This window comes from Alteromonas sp. 4NS20-0143 (assembly GCF_057542855.1).
The window spans coordinates 218,818-238,436 of the sequence record NZ_BAAJLR010000006.1 but is presented as its reverse complement, the minus strand read 5'-3'; the positions used below and the strand labels follow the sequence as shown (position 1 = coordinate 238,436).

Sequence of the window (19,619 nt, the reverse complement as noted above, 5' to 3'; positions counted from 1 at the left end):
TTGCAAAGGCTTTTGCATATGTTGTTGCATAAGTTAACGAGAAGCCCACCATTTATAATTGCACAGAAATTATACACCCGGCTAAAACGGGGCGCTAAGTGTACGTGTTTTCGCAATGCTTGAAAAGGCTAAAAATCACACAAAATTTCACTTATCGGTATTGACAGCGAAAAAAATCTGTCTCGTTAGTAATCTAACGCATAAATACTGGTGAAATTTTGTGCTTAAGACGTGAAAGCCACGAGTTAAAAGGGATGTAATGTGAAAAAATTTAACAATTACATCCTGCTTTTTATCGATTTACCGTATTGCGCAACACTGAGAAGCTGAAAATGTATGCGGGTTCAGTGAACAAAAAATATCACAGGTGATGTCTTATTGAGCGCGCAGCACTAATGCTTGCGTCCAGATACTCTCGCCCATTCACCGTCAATTGCACTTGGCTCAAGTGAGATATCGTTCGCATAGGCCTGTTCAATAGTGGGTACCTGTTCGGCTAAAATACCCGACAGCACGAGCAATCCATCGGATTTACAATATCCCGTAATGACTTCTCGCAGCTCAAGAAGAGGGCCAGAGAGTATATTGGCAACAACCACGTCGGCCTCTAGCACTGGCTGGTTTTCAGGTAAGAACACGTCTAGGCGGTCTTCTACCCCATTTCTGCGGGCATTTTCTTTAGTGGCTTGTAAAGCCTGAGGGTCGATATCAATTCCAATTACACGTTTGGCGCCTAGTTTTAAGGCGGCTAATGCCAAAATGCCGGAGCCACAGCCGAAGTCCACCACGGTTTTGTCCGTCATGTCGATACCATCTAACCAGCGTAAACATAACGCAGTCGTAGGGTGGGTGCCCGTACCAAAGGCAAGGCCGGGGTCGAGCATCACATTAACGGCATTAGGATCGGGAACGTCTCGCCAGCTTGGGCATATCCACAGCCGTTCTCCAAACTGCATGGGGTGGAAGTTGTCCATCCACTCACGCTCCCAGTCTTTGTCTTCTAGTGGTTCAAGCTTGTAGGTGAAGTCTGGGCCCAACACTTTTGCTTTGGCTAACCGTTCTAAAATACGTTTCATATCAGCGTCGGCTTCAAATAAACCAACCACTTGCGTGTCGGGCCAAAGCAGCACTTCGCCAGGCTTGGGTTCATACATGGGGGTATCTTTCGCGTCCACATAAGTGACTGCTTGGGAGCCATTGGCACTTAGCATATCGCCAATTGCATCTGCGTGTTCCGAAGTGGTATTAATTCGTAGTTGTAGCCAAGCCATAGTCGTGTGCCGTTAACGTATTTGGCGGTATTGTACCTTTCACCTGATGTAAACGAAATCCGGCGGCTGATAAAAATAGTGTTCAATTGGGCATACCCTAGTTTTACCGCTCCTTTTTGCTATTTTTCCTTTCGAAACGTGAGCTTTTTGATTAAAACTTAATCTTTTGTCGACTACCAACTTATCTGCAAGCTTGTATTATTGTCGCTCACTTATCCTTAAATGAGAATCACTTACCTATGCGATCACTGCTTTTACCTCTTTTTATACTGCTAGCTGCTTTTAACGTGCAGTCTCGAGAAGTAGAGGTACTTGTGGGGATGGATAAGCCGCCATACGTGAATTCTGCCAATGACAGTGGATTTGAAGTTGACCTAGTACGCGCTATTCTCAGCGATATGGGACACAGTGCAAAAGTGCTCTATCTGCCCTATGGCAGAACGACAAAGGTAATCAATCAAGGGGCTGTTGATATTGCGCTAACGCTGACGCCTTCTCATGCAGTATCGGAAGATATCCTCTCTAATCCATACATTGCCTATCAAAATGTTGCCATAACACGTTCAGACAGAAAACTTCATATTGATAGTATTGAAGCGCTAAAGACAAAGAGTGTGGTGGCCTTTCAAACTGCCACATCAGTACTTGGTAAAACGTTTGAAGCAACGCTTTCTTCGCAACCGACCTATTTAGAAATGGCAAAACAAGAGCGGCAAGTTGAGATGCTAATGCTAGGCAGTGTTGATGTAGCGGTAATGGACAGAAATATTTTTTCTTACTTCAAACTAAACGACGACAGGTATAAAAACGACGATGTGGTGATTCATGAACTCTTTCCTATTTCTACCTATCGAGCGGCTATTCCTAATGAAGAGCTGCGTGAGGCGTTTAATCACAGTTTGTCTGTAATTATTGAAAGCGGTCGTTACCAAGCCTTACTAGAAAAGTATGGGCTTGAATGGAGCGGGTCAGAAAGTGTGTTCGCTATTCTTTCTAACTAGCTTTCTGGCTAGGCGCCTACTGTTTTGCCCCTATTTTCCCCGCTCTTTAATGGAAACTCATCCGTACCTTGATTAGTGCACTTTTTTTGATAGCGCACAGTTTCCAGCGCACCTTTATTAGTATTAGTGCGCTTCCCTATTAACGTTCTTTGCAGAACAAAAAACGCTTAACTATTTAAAACGCTATCCACGAAGTGGTAAATAAGTAAGGCTTGTTTCTGTTGCTTTAAATGCCTTTCTCACCGCGGCGATATCTTGTTCGGTTACAGAGGGGGCGAATGCTTCCACCGTTCCTTTTGGCGATGAGTTCACGCCCACACCATCGCGACATGAATCGCTAGAGGCTCCCCGAGCCCGACTTATGCTTCTTGGGCAATTATCCAGAACATCTGGTGACTCATTGTTGTCTGCCATTGAGTCTTCTCTCAATATGATTTTGCCACCGTAATAAATTTTACTTTCCGACAATGAAAGTGCGGCCAGCTGCCCTTCAAGGATATCCCAGGTATTTACTTCACCTTCTTTAGCGCAACTTACCTTGCCGAAGTGGTAAGTGCCCGTTTCTAATTCTGCGGCAGCAAACGCACTTGTCGTAAATGTAAGGCGCTGGGTGTTCGCATTAGACTGAGAGACTAATTCAATATCGAGCTTGTCACAGTTCAGGTTGCTTGAAAGTTGGAGTACATAAGCCGTGTTTGGTGCTTTGGTTTGGTTGGCAACCGCGGAGGATGCCGCGACGGCGAGGATAGCCGAAGCAATAAAGAAGCGATTCATACAATATCCTTATAAGTTGAATGTATAACATTAGTTGCTAAGTACGTTATTCGCAACCTCTGTTGCTTAATTTTTGGCACGTTTATTTTCCATTTAGCGTCTACATACCGCCTGCTTTACGTAGTTATTTTCGTTACATATGAACTATTTTTGCTGCATAGTATTAAAAGTAGTTAATGCGAAAAAAAACGCTAAAAAAAGCGCGTTAATAAAATTACACCGCTATTTACCCTGAGGCAGGCCGCCAACAGGCTTTTGAGTAGTTGTGTAGCAAAATAAGGGAAAAATAATGATAAAGAAGTGGTATCTACTCATTTTTGTGGCGCTATGCAGCGCATGCACAACAACAAATAAGCAGCAAAGCACGGCATCACAATGGCTGGATAAACCGGCGTATGCCCAAGCCGGCGCTATTCAGTCAGGCGAGTTATCGTCGTATGATTTGGTATCAGGCTATTTAGCTCGCATTGAGCGCCTAGATACTGATACTAACAGTGTACTGGCTATTAATACCCAAGCCCTTGAGCAAGCTAAGCGCATTGATGCAAAAATTAAGAATGGCGAAAGCGTTGGCGCATTAGCCGGAATTCCCGTTTTACTAAAAGATAATATTGAAACAAGCGAGATGGCAACCACCGCGGGATCGATGGCACTGCTGAACAATACAACGGGTCGCGATGCGCCGATTGTGGCTAAGCTAAAAGCAGCTGATGCCATTATATTAGGTAAAACGAACTTATCAGAGTGGGCAAACTTTCGCTCGGAGTCGTCAATTAGTGGATGGAGTGCAGTGGGTGGGCTAACCCGTAATCCGCATTTATTATCGAGAAGCGCCTGTGGCTCTTCATCAGGCTCTGGTGCCGCTATGGCCCTTCGCCTAGCCTCTCTTGCCGTAGGTACAGAGACAAATGGCTCTATTATCTGCCCGTCTTCAATGAACGGTGTGGTTGGCTTTAAACCAACAGTAGGTATGCTTTCTCGCACTCACATTGTTCCTATTTCATTTAGCCAAGATACCGCCGGCCCAATGACAAACAATGTTCAAGATGCATGGCTAATGGCGTCTATCATGGCCGGCGAAGATACAAAAGACAGCGCAACAGCAGATGCGGGCAAGCACCTTATTCAGCAGCCTAACGCATCGCTTATTGCTACTGATTTAAAAGGTGTAAGAATTGGTGTGGTACGTTTCAGGCAAGGCGATAACCCTCATATACTCGCAGCCTACGAAAATGCGTTAAGCAGCCTGGAAAATGCTGGCGCAACCCTTGTTGATATTGACGACTTCGAACAGCCAGATAGTTTTTGGGCAGACTCGTACAACGTTCTGTTAAGTGAGTTCCATTCCTCGATTAACGAGTATTTAGCCGACTCGCCTGCAGATATTCCTGCGAGAGATTTACAGGCACTTATCGCTTTTAACAAAACAGATAAACGAGAGCTAGCGTTGTTCAATCAAGACATTTTTGACAAGTCGCTAGAAGCCGCGGCCATCGATAGTGAGGAATATAAGTCGGCACTTTCACTGATTCAGAAAACCGCAGGAACCAACGGCATCGATACACTGATGCAGCAGCACAATGTTGATGTTTTGGTTTCTCCTTCGAACAGTCCTTCGTTTTTAATTGACGGGGTGTATGGCGATCACTCGCCAGGCGGGTTTATTGGCGTTGGCTATTTAGCTGCGGTAGCAGGGTACCCACATTTAACCGTGCCTGTTGATGACATTAAAAACCTCCCCGTTGGACTTAGCTTCATCGCGAGTAAGTGGATGGATGAAAAGGTATTGCGAATTGGTAGCGTTTTTGAAGCCAAACATGGCTTTTCTATCACTCCGGGTCTTTTACCTTCACGATTTGATGCGCCTGAGCTTGAATCCATTACTGAAAACGTGACGTCCAACTAGGGCTTGGTTCCTCTATGAGGAGCTAACAACGTCTTATAACTAAACACAAAAAAAGAGCCTCAACACCATGTGTTGAGGCTCTTTTCTATTGTTGGTTTACACAACAATTGTGTAATGAGTGCTTACAGCTTGTTCTTCATTGTTCACTCTGCCTCGCTTGTTGCCACTAATCTTCAATGAAGCTCAGCGCTTGCGAAACAACCGCTACATTAGCACAGTCATTATCCAAACGTTTGAGACAGCGCTGATAAGTCAACAGTGAAAGACACGCTACCTAGCCAGGCTTTTTAACCCAAGCGCTACACCAGCCGTTTGCATTAACCAGTTTGCCAGGGAAGATATTACATGGACGGTGTGGTTCGCCATCGGCGCCCTGTACGTACATGCAGTTACTGCATTTTGCACCATCAACAGTTGAAGCTGGCGTGTAATTAAGGGCTTTTGCAGTGGCATCGTCTGCGCTCAACTGTTCTTGAGCTTGTGCACGCAGTGCAACGCCGCCTAGGGTTAACCCTATTAGCGTCGAGCCCGTGAATTTCATAAAGTCGCGGCGATTAACAGATTTCATAACATTCTCCTAATGAGATAGAAACGATAATGATTCTTTTTTATTCAGTGCCTTAAACGCAAAAAACCTGCCCAGAAAGAGCAGGTTTTTTGTTACATACTTTATACTAACGCTTTTTCAGTAAAGATCGACAAAAATTGCGTAAAACTCAGTTTTAATCGATTAATAAAATTTTATCTATTGCCATTCATGCACAATAAGACAGCGTCTATGCTTAAAAGTTTACTTTGTTTCAAGGGGGACATTTGGCTTAGCGTACGCGTACCTCGCCAACCGTTTGCTTGAGTGATAGCTATCTAGCCCACTGATTGACGCAGTGTTTAAAGCTTCAATATCAAGATACCCATCTTTATCAAGGGCATCTTTAGCAAAAAAGACTTCTTGGATTTCACCAATTACCATTTCGGTATTATTGAGCAAGCTAAAATGCTGAGCGACTTTAAGGCCAATGTTAACTTCGCTTTCTTTAACATAAGGCGCACTAAACGTATCGCTGAAAAAAGGTGTCAGTCCCACTGCATCAAATTCGCTTTCATCTTGCTCGTAGCGGGCAGAGGTTTGGTGCGCTTTATCAGCCCACTGAGTATTCACGTGATTTAAGGTGTAAAAGCCCTGCTGCTTAATATTATCCAATGAATCTCTCTGCACAGTGTGCGGACGCATTATCATGCCAAGTAGCGGCGGGTTAGCACCTATGTGAACTACTGAGCTAATAATGGCTAAGTTGTTAGTTTTCCCATCTGAGGTTCCCAGCAACACCGCCGATTTAAAGCCAGACAAACTATTAATTAAATTAGCGCGGTAGCGCTGCTCTAAGTTATCTAAATCATCGCGAGTCATACGGTCAGTCATTTTCTCGTTCTGCCTCTATAGAAAGTTCTTCACCGTGCTGAAACACTCTTAATTCGATGGGCTGACAGCAAACTTGGCAGTCTAGTACCTGAACTTGACCCACGTCGTTTATTTCATCAATTTCAACGTCATTAGGGGCCATACAGTACGGGCAGGAAAAGCCCATTGCGCGTGTCAAACTCATATCTTAATTCCATGTTTTTTCAATTTACTATAAATACGCTTATTACCAATGGGTGGATTGTTTTTAACTTCTTATGCATTGCTTGTTGAATGATTTATTGGATGACTTATTGAAAAGCTTAGGTAGCAGATTAGTGATCAGGTGCCAGTATTTTCGGTATTAATGAATAGCCTAAATGTTTAGGTTATTCATTTGGTATTTAAACAATAGTGAGGTGGTTGGTGTGGCAAACACTGTTGGGATATGTCCTTGCTGCAAACGTAAAACGCGACTGACATATCATCATCTTATTCCGAAAAAAATGCACAGGCGTCAATATTTTAAGAAGCATTACACAAAAGCCGAACGCCAAGAGGGGGTGCATGTTTGCAGGCAGTGTCATAGCGGTATTCACCACTTTTACGATGAAATGACCCTTGCCAAAAACCTCTGTACATTGCCGCTATTACTAGCCGATGAGCAGTTAGCATCGTTTTTTAGCTGGGTAAGTAAACAGCGGGTAAAGGTTGATTAATGGTGCTGTATAAATATACACTATAAAAAGTGTTTTGTTGTGATTTGAGTCGCTATGCCTTTAAGAAGGCATAGCTTGAGTGGCTACAACCATTAACTGTACCCAAATATCGTTAACTGACTATTTTTAATTGACTGGGCTGCTGGCCAAATGCGAAAAGTGCGAAAAGATCTCCCTCCCCGCTATTACCTCACTCATTTTCATGAGTTCCTCAGCTTTTTTGAGGGGGCAAGCGCGACACTGCTTTCTGATGAGGCCGCATCGTTTATCGAACGTTTTAACGCGTTAGACGATGACAAGCAGTGCATTATCGTACGTGCGGCTAACCGTAAATATGCGATTATTGACCGAACACAATTTAATTACGCAGAAATTAACACACCTCAAGCTCAAATAAACAGCCTAATAGAAAGCGGTTGGTTTGGCGACCTCACGAACGCCTCGTTTAATGACATAGCCGGTGTGCTTACCAAAGATGCCATATTAACGCTGTTGGCGGATTACGGCAGTACGCAAGGATTGTCCTCACAAACTAAGCCAAAGTTAGTGACGCTACTTGGCAATGAAATACGTGCGAATGGATGGCCTAGCCGCTTTTCTATCGATAACTATTTAGTGTGTTTGTTTAACGATGCACTGCGCTTCCTATTATTTTTATATTTTGGCAATACGAAGAGCCGCTTAAATCAATTCTCCATGAGAGATTTAGGCGTTATGCGCACTCGTTCAGATTCGGTGACCGATGTTGCCCGATTTGAGAGTAAGTCAGATACAGAAGCTGCGTGGTTTTACGCAAACCACTACACGCAAATTCCGTTTTATCACACCGAGACTTTGCTTAACCTGGCTGATAGCGACTTTCCTAGCACCGAAGGTGTGTCCGCAGGATTTTATAAAGATCAATTGCTGTACGCATTAGGATTAAAGCTATTAGACGAAGACAAGCAAAAAGGCCTTAATATTCTGCGCCTAGCAGACAGTGATAAAGCGAAAGAAAAATGGATAAGAGAAAGTTATAAACTCGGCTCTGTTGACGAAGTGAAAAGTGAACTTGAGTACATTATCGATAACCCTCAATCGGATACGCTATTGGCATTTGCTGAAGACTTCTATGCGCGCAAGTACAACAAAAAGCGCACCAGTACGGTGACCGATATGCTGCGCAATGCCAGCAGAGAACTATCGATTGATGTCAGCCAAAATCAGCAGGTTGAGCGTGGCGTGCTTGCCCATTATGCTAGGCATGGCATTGAAGGCTGGCGTACAGAAAACCGATTGTGGCGAAGCCTTTTTGGATTAACGTTTTGGAAGCAGCTTTATGAAGAGGATACCTTGGTAACGGAATTTGACCGACGCCCACTTTCGCTTAAGCAGAATAACTTTTACGCCAAATTTGAATCTAGTATTGAAGCGTTGCTGTCGTCGTTAGATACGCCGGAAAAATTGCTATTTCATATTCAAAAAATGGCGACGCAGCACTTCGGTAAGGTGAACAGCTTGTTCATGTGGTCTAGTCGACTATTAGTGCCCATAGAGTCATTGTTGCGATACGGAAAGCTTCAGTCTATTCACAGCTTATTGAGAATGATGTGCAAAGACTTTGAAAGTCTAAGAGATGGCTTTCCCGATATCATGGTGTACGACAACGGGTTGCGGTTTGAAGAGATTAAAGCACCGGGAGATCAGTTACGACGCAACCAGCTAGTTTCTATTCAGCGTTTGCAGCAGGCTGGGTTTGAGGTGGCAGTCACTACCGTAAACTGGGTACGCGACCCAGAACAGCCCTACGTTGTAGTTGATATAGAGACAACTGGCGGAAACAACAGCTATAACCGTATTACTGAAATAGGCATGGTTAAACTTATTGCTGGTGAAGAGGTTGCTCGTTATCAAACGTTACTGAACCCTCAGCGCCGCATTCCTTCAAATATTACTCGGCTAACTGGCATTTCAGATGAGATGGTAAAAGATGCGCCGCTTTTTTCTGAGGTTGCCAATGATATTGCAGAATTTACTGAGGATGCAGTATTTGTAGCTCACAATGTCAACTTCGACTACGGTTTTATTAAACAAGAGTTTGCCCGCCTTGAGCAGCCATTCCGCCGTCCGAAAATGTGCACGGTGAGAGAAATGCGTCGCACGCACCCTGGGCTGCCCTCTTATTCATTGGCCAATTTAACTAAGCACTTCTACATTTCGATGGAGCGCCATCACCGAGCACTCTCTGATGCAAAGGCAGCTGCCGAACTGCTAAAACTAGCATTTGAAAAAGATGACGAAGTTAATGACTTGGCCGGCGAGTAGGCGAACGACTAGCGCAGCACCTTCTAATAAAAATTGAACGAAGACGATATTTTTTCGTATGTACTGATAACGCAGTGTTTTACGTAAATATAGCGATATACAAGCGTTACCTTACGCAAAGCAAGCCCTGAAAAATACTGTAAAAAGACAACGTTAAAAAAGCGTTTAATAAGAGAGCGCTTCAATTTGATAATCGCTTTTACCTTAGACCGAGCAAAACCGTTTATGAGTACAACTATGTTAGACGAAGAACAACAGTCGCGAGTGATAGAAATGGCGTGGGAAGACAGAACGCCCTTTGAAGCCATTGAAAAGCTTTTCGGATTACCTGAAAAAGAGGTAATAAAGCTGATGCGCAAAAATCTCAAGCAGAAGACATTTAAAAATTGGCGAGCCCGTGTGTCTGGCCGCAAAACCAAGCATGCGAGTTTACGACCAGAGGGTGTAGACCGAGGTTATTGTCCGTCTCAGTACAAGGTAAAAAGTGCCAATAAATAGCGCCTGTTAGCAGGCGCTTTAAGGCAAATTTTCTGGGGTTATTCTACTGTGCTTACGGGCAATAAGAAGGCCATAAGCTGCTGTCGAAACGGGCTAGGGAATATAAGGGTGTTGCCTGATTCATTAATGGATTTAGCCTGGGCTATCATCGGTCGATATGCGGCATAAGCGGTGTCGTTTTTCTCCACCTCTTCTACCCTTTCCATAATGTTTTCAATAAACTCATTAGCGGACAACGCCTCCTCCCTCTTTAAATCCTCAGCTAATGCTTTTAACACGTAGGTTTCCCATTCTTTTCTATAGCTGTCTTGAAGTCTTTCGGGGTAAAGCGTTAGGTCGTCGATATCTTGTTTTAAGTCGACAACATCGAGAGGGTCGTCATACAAAACGCGCAGGGCGAGGAGCACATCGTCAGATAATCTGGAAATCGGGAGTTTCTCTTTAAGCTGTTTGTAACGGCTTTGCATAGTACTACCTTAAACGTCATGAAGTGTCCCTAAGGTTGTAGTTCGCTTCCTTGTTCTTAACACAAAGTCTAAAGAACTAGTGCCATAGTTTAAAGGCGTAGAGGTTAAAAATAAGTAATCTTTTATATATGAACTTGTGCAAATTACGGAGCGTATTTACTCACGCACTGTTAAAGTGTGTACGCGTTCTTGCTGTTTGGCCCACCGTTTGGTGGGCCTTTTTTTTTGCGCGTCATTTATGAGTGCAATTAGGGTGAGTAAATTGCTGCAATTTAACAGGTACGGAAATCGGGCATAAAAAAGCCGGTGCAAGGCACCGGCTGAAGTGGAGACGCGCTCCATAAGGTAAAACACACAAAAGAAAAAACAGTCATTACGGGAGACGTTTAAACTTGTGATAAGTATAGGCGTGTTGTTTGAACAAGAAAAACAGTAAAAATTGATTGTTGTAATCGTTAAATTAGAATCAATAGGAAACGAAAAACAAAAAGAATTAAGAGGGCATAAAGTTGGGCTGCACTTAAACAACAGTGCAACCCAAGGGGGATTAGGCTAGGCCTAGTTTCTTTTCAAGGTAGTGAATATTAGTGCCACCGGCAAAAAAGTTTTCATCTGCCATAATAGAGCGTTGAAGCGGAATATTTGTCTTTATTCCCTCTATCACAATTTCTTCCAGAGCATGGCGCATTCGCGCAATCGCTTCATCACGACTTTCACCGTAGGCGATAAGTTTGCCTATCATAGAATCGTAATACGGAGGAACAGTGTAGCCCGCGTAAATGTGTGACTCCCAACGAATACCCAAACCACCTGGAGCATGAAACATATTGATTAAACCAGGGCTTGGAATAAAAGTCTGAGGGTCTTCAGCGTTAATACGACACTCAATAGCGTGGCCGCGAATCTGAATTTGCGACTGATCAATAGACAGAGGCTGCCCTGCAGCTATACGAAGCTGCTCTTTGATTAAATCTACGCCTGTGATCATCTCAGATACTGGGTGCTCTACTTGAATACGCGTATTCATTTCAATGAAATAAAACTCGCCGTTCTCGTATAGGAACTCAAAGGTTCCCGCACCGCGATAGTTTATTTCAACACAGGCTCTGCGGCAGCGATCGCCAATTTTGGTTCGCATTTGCTCCGAAATTCCAGGTGCTGGCGCTTCCTCTACCACCTTTTGGTGACGACGCTGCATAGAACAGTCTCGCTCACCTAAGTGAATAGCATTACCTTGCCCATCGGCCAGTACCTGTATTTCTACGTGGCGAGGGTTCTCTAAGAACTTTTCCATGTAGACAGTAGGGTTGCCAAAGGCTGCGCCTGCTTCTGCTTGAGTAGTTTCTATGGCTTTTACGAGCTCGCCTTCGCTGCGAACAACACGCATTCCGCGACCACCACCGCCACCAGCAGCTTTAACAATGATTGGGTAACCAATGCGTTTGGCTATGGTTTTATTGCGCTCGTTATCGTCTGTCAACGGGCCATCAGAACCAGGAACACAAGGCACCCCTGCTTTCTTCATTGCATTGATAGCTGATACTTTGTCGCCCATCAGATTAATGGTGTCTGCTGTAGGCCCAATAAAGATAAAACCGCTTTTTTCTACGGCTTCTGCAAAATCAGCATTTTCCGCTAAGAAACCGTAGCCAGGGTGAATAGCAATTGAATTAGTTACTTCTGCTGCTGCAATAATACGAGGAATGTTCAGGTAACTCTCGGTTGCAGACGCTTTACCGATACAAATGGATTCATCGGCGAGTAATACGTGCTTTAAATTTTTATCCGCAGTGGAGTGCACGGCTACTGTCTTGATGCCTAGTTCTTTACAGGCTCTCAAAATACGTAGGGCAATTTCACCACGGTTAGCAATAAGTACTTTATCTAACATTGTGAATTGCTCACTTATTCGATGATGAACATAGGTTGGTCGAATTCAACCGGATCTTGATTCTCTACTAAGATTGCTTTAACAACACCGGCTTTATCAGACTCGATTTGGTTCATCATTTTCATGGCTTCAACGATACATAGTGTATCGCCAACTTTAACTTGCTGACCTACTTCGGCAAACGCTTTTGCAGTAGGTGAAGACGCGCGATAGAAGGTTCCTACCATTGGCGATTTAACCACATGGCCGGTTGGTGCTGCTGGTTCAGAGGCTGCTTCAGGCGCAGCTGGGGCTTGTGCTGGCGGTTGTTGTGGCGCTGCAGGTGCTGCAAAGCTGTAGTTAACCGGCGCATGAACGCCAGTTGGACCACGGTGAATACGTACTGACTCTTCACCTTCGGTAATTTCTAGTTCAGCTACACCAGACTCTTCAACTAGCTCGATGAGTTTCTTTATCTTTCTAATATCCATGTTCTTTCTCTGCGTTATTTTTGCGATTTCGGTAAATTGATTGCTGCGGTTAGTGCAAGGGAATAACCCATAGGGCCAAGGCCAACAATGACACCAGCTGCAACATCAGAAAAATAGGAATGATGACGAAAAGGTTCACGAGCGTGAACATTCGACAAATGAACTTCGATAAACGGAATGCTCACACTTAACAGCGCGTCGCGAATGGCCACACTTGTGTGCGTGAATGCAGCAGGGTTAATAATGATGGCATCTGTATTACCCATAGCGTCGTGTATGCGCTCAATAAGTGCATGTTCAGCGTTAGACTGAAAATGCGAAAGCGTCACATCGCTGGAGGCAGCTTGAGCCTGCAAGTCATCAACGATGTCTTGCAAAGTTTGCGTGCCGTACTTGTCGGGTTCTCTTTGGCCTAACATATTTAAATTAGGGCCGTTCAATAACAAAATATTCATCTAATTTGCTGCTATCTTCGTGTAACTGTCGTGGTATTCGTCATTTCAACAAAGTTTGCCGTCAGTTGCACGAAAAAAAGCCAATAACAGGTTCTGTTTTTAAATTTATATGTTGATTATAGAGATAGAGAAAGATTTAGCAGCAAAATACTGGTCTAATCAGGTGTTTTCGGCGCAAAGTTTTCGCTACATAAACATGATTTGAGCGTTTTTATTGTTAATGAAACGTTGCTTTTTTAAGCGTTGTATCACCTGCCATGCGTGGCTTTCAGCGATTTCCTGATGAGCTGCAAGCTAAAGTCGGGGGTTCTGTAGTGAAAACGGAACGCTTTGATAGCGACCGTGAAATTTTGCCACGTAAACACCGAAATGCAGGTGGGGAAGAGACGAAAAGCCGGTATTTCCGGTGTAACCGATAAGTTGCCCTTGGGTAATTCGTTGCTCTCGTTTTACCACAACACCTTCATATTTGAGGTGATAATATTCACCGGTGGTTCCATCGTCATGCAAAATGGCAACGTAATTTGCATGTTTCGCGAAATCTGGAGTAGGTCCGCCTTTTCTCCCATTGCGCTTGGTGTCTATAACAATACCTCCTCGCGCAGCAAGCACGGGTGTGCCTTCACTAGCACCAAAATCTAAAGCATATTTAGACGCACCAAAGTGACTAAATTTTCCGTTAACGCCCTGCACAATAGGATAGCTTTGTTGAGGTTGTAACGGAGACGCATAGGGATACTCACTATTATGAGCGGCACCGATATTACCTACAGTCCATTTCACGCGCATGGTGGACCAAAAGCGAGATGGTGACTGGGTCTCTCCTAAAATAATAGGGTCGTTATTAGCTAAAAAAGCGTTGGCATGGGCTTTATAACCGAGGTCTGTTGAATACAGCGTTAGGGCTACGGGTAAATCGATGAAACGCTGAACGCGTATGACATAGCTACCGCTAGTGTCGTCTTTTTCACTTAACAAAAAGCAAAAGCGGCGCTCATCAAAGCAACCCTCTCGTTGCACACTCTTTGAAAGGCTTTGCTTCGACGGGCTTTGATTCGACAGGCTATTTGACGGGACTTGTACAGCAGAGGTTAAGAGGCTGGTGGCCCGTAATGTCGTTGCCGAGGCGATTGGGTTTGATGAGGGCTGTGTTGATCCAACGAGCGTGGATAAAGCGTGTGTTGTTGAAGCCTGAAGTGGTGATGCCCAAATAAATAAAGCCCAAGCACCCAACGCCCACGCAAAGAATGCTCGTAACCGACCACTCACAGATTTTTTATGTAGCCACTTATTCTGCCACTGGTGTTGTCCAAGCCGCAGCGTGATGATGCTACTCGTCGCGGACATTATCGGCAGCGGCGCTGTCAGTAAGGGCTCTGTCATCAAGGGTACTGTCATCAAGAGCACTGTCGGCAAGCGCATTGTTAACGTGTGCTGCGAAGGCATCGGCTTTCATAAACCCGGTTACCCGTGACTGCCTTAACTCTTCACCGTTTTTATCAAAAAATAATATAGTAGGTAAACCGAGTACTTCAAACCTATCGAATACTTCCTGACGCTCGGGGGTGTTGTCGGTAAGGTCCATCTGCATCCATACGGTATTGCTCAGCGCGTTAACCACGTTTTGATCTGGGAAGGTGTATTTCTCGAACTCTTTACACGCCACGCACCAGTCGGCGTAAAGGTCTACCATTACCGTTTGGCCGTTGTCGTTAGCCTTTGCTATCTTCTGCTGTAAATCGGTAAGATCTCTTGCCTTAATAAATTCAGGGTGAGTTACTTTTTCGCCCCAAAGGCCAACGTTTTCACCAGTTTGATAAGTAATGCCTGCACTTCCCATAACGCCTGCCGCTACCAACATGGCCCGCAATAGCTTCATTTTGCTGTTAGGCGTCGCGCGATTTAACTTCCAATAGTAACCAAATAAACCGAAGCCCAGTGCTGCCCACAAAAAGTCTGAATACAAGCTGTTCCACAACCGCTCTACAAACACTATGGCGACGGCCAGCATCATGAAGCCGAATGTTACCTTCACGACGTTCATCCAGTTCCCCGCTTTTGGCAGCAGTTTTCCACCCGTAACGCCAAATATGATCAGCGGAATGCCCATACCAATACTCAGTAAATAAAGGGAAATAAATCCAAGGGTCATATCGCCGGTTTGCGCGATAAATAGCAATATGCCGGTAAGTGGCGCAGTGGTGCACGGCGAGGCAATTAGCCCTGACAGCACGCCCATAATAAATACGCCTAAAAAGCTGCCTGGGGTTTGGCTGTTACTTGCTGAGGTAAGCTTTTCCTGCCACTTTGCAGGAAGTTGTATTTCAAAACCGCCAAATAGGGCGACGGCTAACGTAGCAAATAAAGCAATGAAAACACCTAACACAATAGGGTGCTGAAGTGCCGCTTGAAATTGCGCCCCTGCTACTGCCACAACCAGCCCAAGTAGAGAGTAGGTAATTGCCATACCTTGTACGTAGACAAAGGTAAGCCAAAAAGAATGAGAGAGACTTTTTGTATTGCCTTGACCAATAACAATGCCTGACACAATGGGGTACATAGGGAATACGCAAGGGGTAAACGCAAGGCCGATACCCAAAATAAAGAATAACAACAGGGTAAGAGGGAGGTTTTCTTTATTAATTAACTTATTGGCAAGGGAGAATTGTTCACTCTCTGGTGCTAAAACGCCATTTTGAACAGATGCTTGCCCACCACTAACGATTTCATTGAGATAAACGACTTTTATCGTGGGTGGATAGCAAAGCCCAGCATCGGCACAGCCTTGATAACGCACTTTCACCACGCCATCAGAAGAGGCCTCTTCTAGTGGGAGCGTTATGCTAACGCTGTTATAAAAAACTTCCGACTTGCCGTAAAACTCATCTTCAATTATTACCCCTTTTGGATAGTTAGCTTCGCCTATTGCGGCGTCTTTAGCGACGTACTTAAACTGCTTTTTATACAGGTAATAACCATCTGCAATAGCAAATGTTAGCGTTAGCGTGCTGTCTTTCTGGTTAAAGTCGAAGGCAAACGCCTGCTCAACGTCTAAAAACTCAGGCTCTTGTGAGAATGCGTTGTCTAAGCTTTTGGGGAATTGTGCCTGCGCAGCAGCGGTTGCTGATGACGCGCTTACTAAAAAAAGAAAGATTGAAAATACCATTGCAGTAAAGGCAAACGTTCGACGGGGCAGAGATAATGTCGACACTCGGTTTAGTAGGGCATTAATCATATTAATAACTTCAACTTCTATTGTGAGTTCTAAATTGCTTATTTTAAGCCACTGTCAGTAAAGCCAGCGTTATTATTAGCTGACTCGGGACTTTTTCGGTGTTTTCTCAGTGTTTTCTCGGTACGGGCCCAGTACTGAATGAGCACTTTTATAGGCATTTATACACGCTTGCCTTACAAAAGGTGCTTAACTATACCAAAATACGGTATAGGGTTAGATATACTTCACCTTAAATAAGGGTAAGACTATCTACGTGACCGCTGCATGCCTTTTTAACAGAGGTTGTCCCGGCCCGAAATAGGTTGTGATGTTTTAGTTATCGGTCGTATTGAACCTGTATTTAACCGAAAGTAAACGAACCTTTGATTGCTTTTGGGCTCAACACCCATATAACACTTAATAGACTGTTTAAAGAGGACTCACCTTGCGGGTTTTATTCATTTTATTTGCCGTACTTCCTATTTTAGAAATCGCCTTACTGGTTAATGTTGGCAGCATTATTGGTGGTTGGAACACAATAGGGATAGTTATTCTCACCGCTTTTATTGGCTCTTATTTTGTGAAGCGTGAGGGGATCAGTACCCTTCAAACTGCGCAGGCAAAAATGCAGCGCAACGAAATGCCGGGGAAAGAGCTTGTTGAAGGGTTAATGCTAGTTGTAGCTGGCGTTTTACTGGTGACCCCAGGGTTTATCACCGACATATTGGGTTTCATGTTCGTATTACCCGGAACACGACATTTACTTGCTGCGCAGGTGAGCAAGCACATGAAAATGCGCGTTGTTATGCCCGGTGCGGGAGCTGGTGGTGCTGGGCCAGGTGCAGGTGGCTTCAATACAAACGGGCAACAAAGCCCATTTGGCAGCGATCCTTTTGGAAGTACTGATTCGCCATTTAATACATCAGCTAAAAAGAAAGACGATGTGATTGAAGGTGAATACACGGACAATACGCAAAACGACGAAGACAAGCGTTTGAAGTAAACTCACTCGATACCGCTAGCGAGTAGATTTTAATTTGATGCTGAGCCGTCTCATCCTCAAACTAATCTCCCCAAACACGTGTATTTCGCAAAAAAATCAATTTTTTTACATTTTTTTGCGGAAAAACACTTGAACTTGTTTGGGTACTGCCCCATTTATCCGTGCAGATAACATTTTAACTGCTCAGCAATGAGCGTTCCAGGCAATCAACATTCAAAACAGTGAATGTTGAATATTCTTTAATTTGAATAGTGGAATTTTCAGGAGACTTGAAAATGGCAATTCGTCCTTTACACGACCGCGTAATAATTAAACGCGCAGAGCAAGAAAGTAAATCTGCAGGCGGTATCGTTCTGACTGGTTCTGCAGCAGAAAAATCAACTCGCGGTGAAGTAATCGCTGTGGGTAATGGTCGCATACTTGAGAATGGTGAAATTAAAGCGCTAGACGTAAAAGTTGGCGACACCGTTATTTTCAGTGACGGTTACGGCGTTAAAACAGAAAAGCTGGATGGTGAAGAAGTTCTAATCCTTAGCGAAAGCGACATCCTAGCGATTGTTGAGTAATAACGACTAACGTTTAACCGAATTAGAGAGGAATTGAATCATGGCAGCTAAAGAAGTACGTTTTGGTGACGACGCTCGCACAAAAATGCTTAAAGGCGTAAACACGCTAGCAAACGCAGTAAAAGTAACGCTTGGTCCTAAAGGCCGTAACGTTGTTTTAGACAAGTCTTTCGGCGCACCTACCATCACTAAAGATGGTGTATCTGTAGCGAAAGAAATCGAACTTGAAGACAAGTTTGAGAACATGGGCGCTCAGATGGTGAAAGAAGTAGCCTCTAAAGCGAACGATGAAGCGGGGGACGGTACAACTACCGCTACTGTGCTTGCACAAGCTATTGTTACTGAAGGCCACAAGTCTGTTGCTGCGGGTATGAACCCAATGGACCTTAAGCGCGGTATCGATAAAGCTGTTATCGCAGCGGTTGCTGAGCTGAAAGCGCTTTCTACAGACTGTGCAGACAGCAAGTCTATTGCACAAGTTGGTACTATCTCTGCAAACTCTGACTCTGAAGTTGGTGACATCATTGCACAAGCAATGGAAAAAGTAGGTAAAGAAGGTGTTATCACTGTAGAAGAAGGTCAAGCACTTCAAAACGAACTAGACGTTGTTGAAGGTATGCAGTTCGACCGTGGTTACCTATCTCCTTACTTTATCAACAACCAAGAAAACGGTACTGTTGAGCTAGACAGCCCATTCATCTTGTTAGTAGATAAGAAAATTTCTAACATCCGTGAATTGCTTCCAACGCTTGAAGGCGTAGCGAAAGCTGGTAAGCCACTACTTATTATGGCTGAAGATGTTGAAGGCGAAGCGCTAGCAACATTAGTGGTAAACAACATGCGCGGTATCGTGAAAGTTGCTGCAGTTAAAGCACCTGGTTTCGGCGACCGTCGTAAAGCAATGCTTCAAGACATCGCGGTACTTACAGGCGGTACAGTAATCTCTGAAGAGATTGGTCTAGACCTTGAAAAAGTGCAGCTTGAAGACCTAGGTACAGCGAAACGCGTAGTTATCAACAAAGACAACACGACTATTGTTGATGGTAACGGCGACGAAGAAGCGATTGAAGGTCGTTGTGCACAAATCAAAGGTCAAATTGAAGACTCTTCATCTGACTACGACAAAGAAAAGCTTCAAGAGCGTTTAGCTAAGCTTTCTGGCGGTGTTGCAGTAATTAAAGTTGGTGCAGCAACTGAAGTAGAAATGAAAGAGAAGAAAGACCGGGTTGAAGATGCACTACACGCAACGCGTGCAGCGGTTGAAGAAGGCGTAGTGCCTGGTGGTGGTGTTGCTCTAGTTCGTGCAGCGGCTAAGCTTGCTGACCTAACTGGTGACAACGAAGACCAAACTGTAGGTATTAAACTTGCGCTACGTGCAATGGAATCGCCTCTACGTCAAATCGCGAGCAATGCTGGTGCAGAAGCATCTGTTGTTGTTAACGCTGTTAAAGGCGGCGAAGGTAACTACGGTTACAACGCTGGCAACGACACGTATGGCGACATGCTAGAGATGGGTATTCTTGACCCAACTAAAGTAACGCGTTCTGCACTGCAGTTTGCAGCATCAATTGCTTCACTTATGATCACTACTGAAGCCATGGTTGCTGAAGTACCTAAAGATGAAGCAGCTCCTGCAATGCCTGATATGGGCGGCATGGGCGGAATGGGCGGCATGATGTAA

The 19,619-nt window shown here is 44.4% G+C and carries 19 protein-coding genes; 8 read left to right on the top strand and 11 right to left on the bottom strand.

Annotated features, from left to right (window positions below):
• Positions 1-392 precede the first annotated feature (392 nt).
• Entirely contained in the window at positions 393-1,271 is an 879-nt protein-coding gene (gene prmA, locus AC27HD_RS14010) for a 50S ribosomal protein L11 methyltransferase (RefSeq protein WP_032097603.1), read from the bottom strand.
• A gap of 239 nt (positions 1,272-1,510) precedes the next feature.
• Between prmA and AC27HD_RS14005 the strand changes: the two genes are divergently transcribed.
• Positions 1,511-2,272, top strand: a complete 762-nt coding sequence (locus AC27HD_RS14005) for a substrate-binding periplasmic protein (protein ID WP_052010352.1) — start codon at positions 1,511-1,513, stop codon at positions 2,270-2,272.
• Between the two features lie 183 nt (positions 2,273-2,455).
• Here AC27HD_RS14005 and AC27HD_RS14000 read toward each other — a convergent pair whose 3' ends face one another.
• On the bottom strand, positions 2,456-3,046 hold the full coding sequence (locus AC27HD_RS14000) for a hypothetical protein (protein ID WP_032097604.1): 591 nt from the start codon (positions 3,044-3,046) through the stop codon (positions 2,456-2,458).
• Positions 3,047-3,335: 289 nt separating this feature from the next.
• Here AC27HD_RS14000 and AC27HD_RS13995 point away from each other — a divergent pair, with 289 nt between their 5' ends.
• On the top strand, positions 3,336-4,952 hold the full coding sequence (locus AC27HD_RS13995; RefSeq protein WP_032097605.1) for an amidase: 1,617 nt from the start codon (positions 3,336-3,338) through the stop codon (positions 4,950-4,952).
• A 274-nt stretch (positions 4,953-5,226) separates the two neighbouring features.
• Here the strand turns inward: AC27HD_RS13995 and AC27HD_RS13990 are convergent, their stop codons facing one another.
• From AC27HD_RS13990 to AC27HD_RS13980, 3 genes are all read right to left on the bottom strand, one after another.
• Positions 5,227-5,520, bottom strand: coding sequence for a high-potential iron-sulfur protein (locus tag AC27HD_RS13990; RefSeq protein ID WP_032097606.1), 294 nt, complete (start codon positions 5,518-5,520; stop codon positions 5,227-5,229).
• A 222-nt stretch (positions 5,521-5,742) separates the two neighbouring features.
• On the bottom strand, positions 5,743-6,372 hold the full coding sequence (locus AC27HD_RS13985) for a flavin reductase family protein (protein ID WP_032097607.1): 630 nt from the start codon (positions 6,370-6,372) through the stop codon (positions 5,743-5,745).
• A complete protein-coding gene (locus AC27HD_RS13980; protein WP_032097608.1) occupies positions 6,365-6,556 on the bottom strand; it encodes a zinc ribbon domain-containing protein in 192 nt (63 codons plus the stop codon). Before AC27HD_RS13980 ends, AC27HD_RS13985 begins: the two co-directional genes overlap by 8 nt.
• A 223-nt stretch (positions 6,557-6,779) precedes the next feature.
• Between AC27HD_RS13980 and AC27HD_RS13975 the strand changes: the two genes are divergently transcribed.
• The 3 genes from AC27HD_RS13975 (at position 6,780) to AC27HD_RS13965 (ending at position 9,872) form a co-directional block, all read left to right on the top strand.
• The gene (locus tag AC27HD_RS13975) at positions 6,780-7,070 is read left to right on the top strand and encodes a hypothetical protein (RefSeq protein ID WP_032097762.1); all 291 of its coding nucleotides are present in this window, start codon (positions 6,780-6,782) and stop codon (positions 7,068-7,070) included.
• Positions 7,071-7,229: 159 nt separating this feature from the next.
• The gene (locus AC27HD_RS13970) at positions 7,230-9,374 is read left to right on the top strand and encodes an exonuclease domain-containing protein (protein ID WP_032097763.1); all 2,145 of its coding nucleotides are present in this window, start codon (positions 7,230-7,232) and stop codon (positions 9,372-9,374) included.
• A gap of 225 nt (positions 9,375-9,599) precedes the next feature.
• Positions 9,600-9,872 carry a TIGR03643 family protein gene (locus AC27HD_RS13965; RefSeq protein WP_235207857.1) on the top strand — a complete coding sequence of 91 codons (273 nt, stop codon included), beginning with the start codon at positions 9,600-9,602 and terminating at the stop codon, positions 9,870-9,872.
• 38 nt (positions 9,873-9,910) lie between these two features.
• Here the strand turns inward: AC27HD_RS13965 and AC27HD_RS13960 are convergent, their stop codons facing one another.
• The 6 genes from AC27HD_RS13960 to AC27HD_RS13935 all read right to left on the bottom strand — a co-directional run bounded on the left by AC27HD_RS13960 (position 9,911) and on the right by AC27HD_RS13935 (position 16,321).
• Positions 9,911-10,339, bottom strand: a complete 429-nt coding sequence (locus tag AC27HD_RS13960) for a hypothetical protein (protein WP_032097610.1) — start codon at positions 10,337-10,339, stop codon at positions 9,911-9,913.
• A 547-nt stretch (positions 10,340-10,886) separates the two neighbouring features.
• The gene (gene accC, locus AC27HD_RS13955; protein ID WP_032097611.1) at positions 10,887-12,230 is read right to left on the bottom strand and encodes an acetyl-CoA carboxylase biotin carboxylase subunit; all 1,344 of its coding nucleotides are present in this window, start codon (positions 12,228-12,230) and stop codon (positions 10,887-10,889) included.
• A gap of 14 nt (positions 12,231-12,244) precedes the next feature.
• Positions 12,245-12,700, bottom strand: a complete 456-nt coding sequence (gene accB / locus AC27HD_RS13950) for an acetyl-CoA carboxylase biotin carboxyl carrier protein (RefSeq protein ID WP_032097612.1) — start codon at positions 12,698-12,700, stop codon at positions 12,245-12,247.
• 14 nt (positions 12,701-12,714) lie between these two features.
• A complete protein-coding gene (gene aroQ, locus AC27HD_RS13945) occupies positions 12,715-13,155 on the bottom strand; it encodes a type II 3-dehydroquinate dehydratase (RefSeq protein ID WP_487106601.1) in 441 nt (146 codons plus the stop codon).
• Positions 13,156-13,449: 294 nt separating this feature from the next.
• On the bottom strand, positions 13,450-14,553 hold the full coding sequence (locus AC27HD_RS13940) for a M23 family metallopeptidase (RefSeq protein ID WP_487106599.1): 1,104 nt from the start codon (positions 14,551-14,553) through the stop codon (positions 13,450-13,452).
• Positions 14,486-16,321, bottom strand: a complete 1,836-nt coding sequence (locus AC27HD_RS13935) for a protein-disulfide reductase DsbD (RefSeq protein WP_487106676.1) — start codon at positions 16,319-16,321, stop codon at positions 14,486-14,488. The genes AC27HD_RS13940 and AC27HD_RS13935 overlap by 68 nt, the downstream gene beginning before the upstream one ends.
• A 493-nt stretch (positions 16,322-16,814) precedes the next feature.
• Here AC27HD_RS13935 and AC27HD_RS13930 point away from each other — a divergent pair, with 493 nt between their 5' ends.
• The 3 genes from AC27HD_RS13930 to groL all read left to right on the top strand — a co-directional run bounded on the left by AC27HD_RS13930 (position 16,815) and on the right by groL (position 19,619).
• The gene (locus AC27HD_RS13930) at positions 16,815-17,372 is read left to right on the top strand and encodes an FxsA family protein (RefSeq protein WP_487106597.1); all 558 of its coding nucleotides are present in this window, start codon (positions 16,815-16,817) and stop codon (positions 17,370-17,372) included.
• Between the two features lie 275 nt (positions 17,373-17,647).
• Complete coding sequence (locus AC27HD_RS13925; RefSeq protein WP_071980927.1) at positions 17,648-17,938, top strand: co-chaperone GroES; 291 nt, start codon at positions 17,648-17,650, stop codon at positions 17,936-17,938.
• 40 nt (positions 17,939-17,978) lie between these two features.
• On the top strand, positions 17,979-19,619 hold the full coding sequence (groL, locus tag AC27HD_RS13920) for a chaperonin GroEL (protein WP_487106595.1): 1,641 nt from the start codon (positions 17,979-17,981) through the stop codon (positions 19,617-19,619).

Bases quoted from the DNA above. Each gene is read 5' to 3' on its own strand.
- aroQ (WP_487106601.1), bottom strand. From the start codon at position 13,155: ATGAATATTTTGTTATTGAACGGCCCTAATTTAAATATGTTAGGCCAA.
- AC27HD_RS14000 (WP_032097604.1), bottom strand. From the start codon at position 3,046: ATGAATCGCTTCTTTATTGCTTCGGCTATCCTCGCCGTCGCGGCATCC.
- AC27HD_RS13995 (WP_032097605.1), top strand. From the start codon at position 3,336: ATGATAAAGAAGTGGTATCTACTCATTTTTGTGGCGCTATGCAGCGCA.
- AC27HD_RS13925 (WP_071980927.1), top strand. From the start codon at position 17,648: ATGGCAATTCGTCCTTTACACGACCGCGTAATAATTAAACGCGCAGAG.
- groL (WP_487106595.1), top strand. From the start codon at position 17,979: ATGGCAGCTAAAGAAGTACGTTTTGGTGACGACGCTCGCACAAAAATG.
- AC27HD_RS14005 (WP_052010352.1), top strand. From the start codon at position 1,511: ATGCGATCACTGCTTTTACCTCTTTTTATACTGCTAGCTGCTTTTAAC.
- AC27HD_RS13935 (WP_487106676.1), bottom strand. From the start codon at position 16,321: ATGGTATTTTCAATCTTTCTTTTTTTAGTAAGCGCGTCATCAGCAACC.
- prmA (WP_032097603.1), bottom strand. From the start codon at position 1,271: ATGGCTTGGCTACAACTACGAATTAATACCACTTCGGAACACGCAGAT.
- AC27HD_RS13960 (WP_032097610.1), bottom strand. From the start codon at position 10,339: ATGCAAAGCCGTTACAAACAGCTTAAAGAGAAACTCCCGATTTCCAGA.
- AC27HD_RS13985 (WP_032097607.1), bottom strand. From the start codon at position 6,372: ATGACTGACCGTATGACTCGCGATGATTTAGATAACTTAGAGCAGCGC.
- AC27HD_RS13980 (WP_032097608.1), bottom strand. From the start codon at position 6,556: ATGAGTTTGACACGCGCAATGGGCTTTTCCTGCCCGTACTGTATGGCC.
- accC (WP_032097611.1), bottom strand. From the start codon at position 12,230: ATGTTAGATAAAGTACTTATTGCTAACCGTGGTGAAATTGCCCTACGT.
- AC27HD_RS13990 (WP_032097606.1), bottom strand. From the start codon at position 5,520: ATGAAATCTGTTAATCGCCGCGACTTTATGAAATTCACGGGCTCGACG.
- accB (WP_032097612.1), bottom strand. From the start codon at position 12,700: ATGGATATTAGAAAGATAAAGAAACTCATCGAGCTAGTTGAAGAGTCT.
- AC27HD_RS13965 (WP_235207857.1), top strand. From the start codon at position 9,600: ATGAGTACAACTATGTTAGACGAAGAACAACAGTCGCGAGTGATAGAA.
- AC27HD_RS13940 (WP_487106599.1), bottom strand. From the start codon at position 14,553: ATGACAGTACCCTTGATGACAGAGCCCTTACTGACAGCGCCGCTGCCG.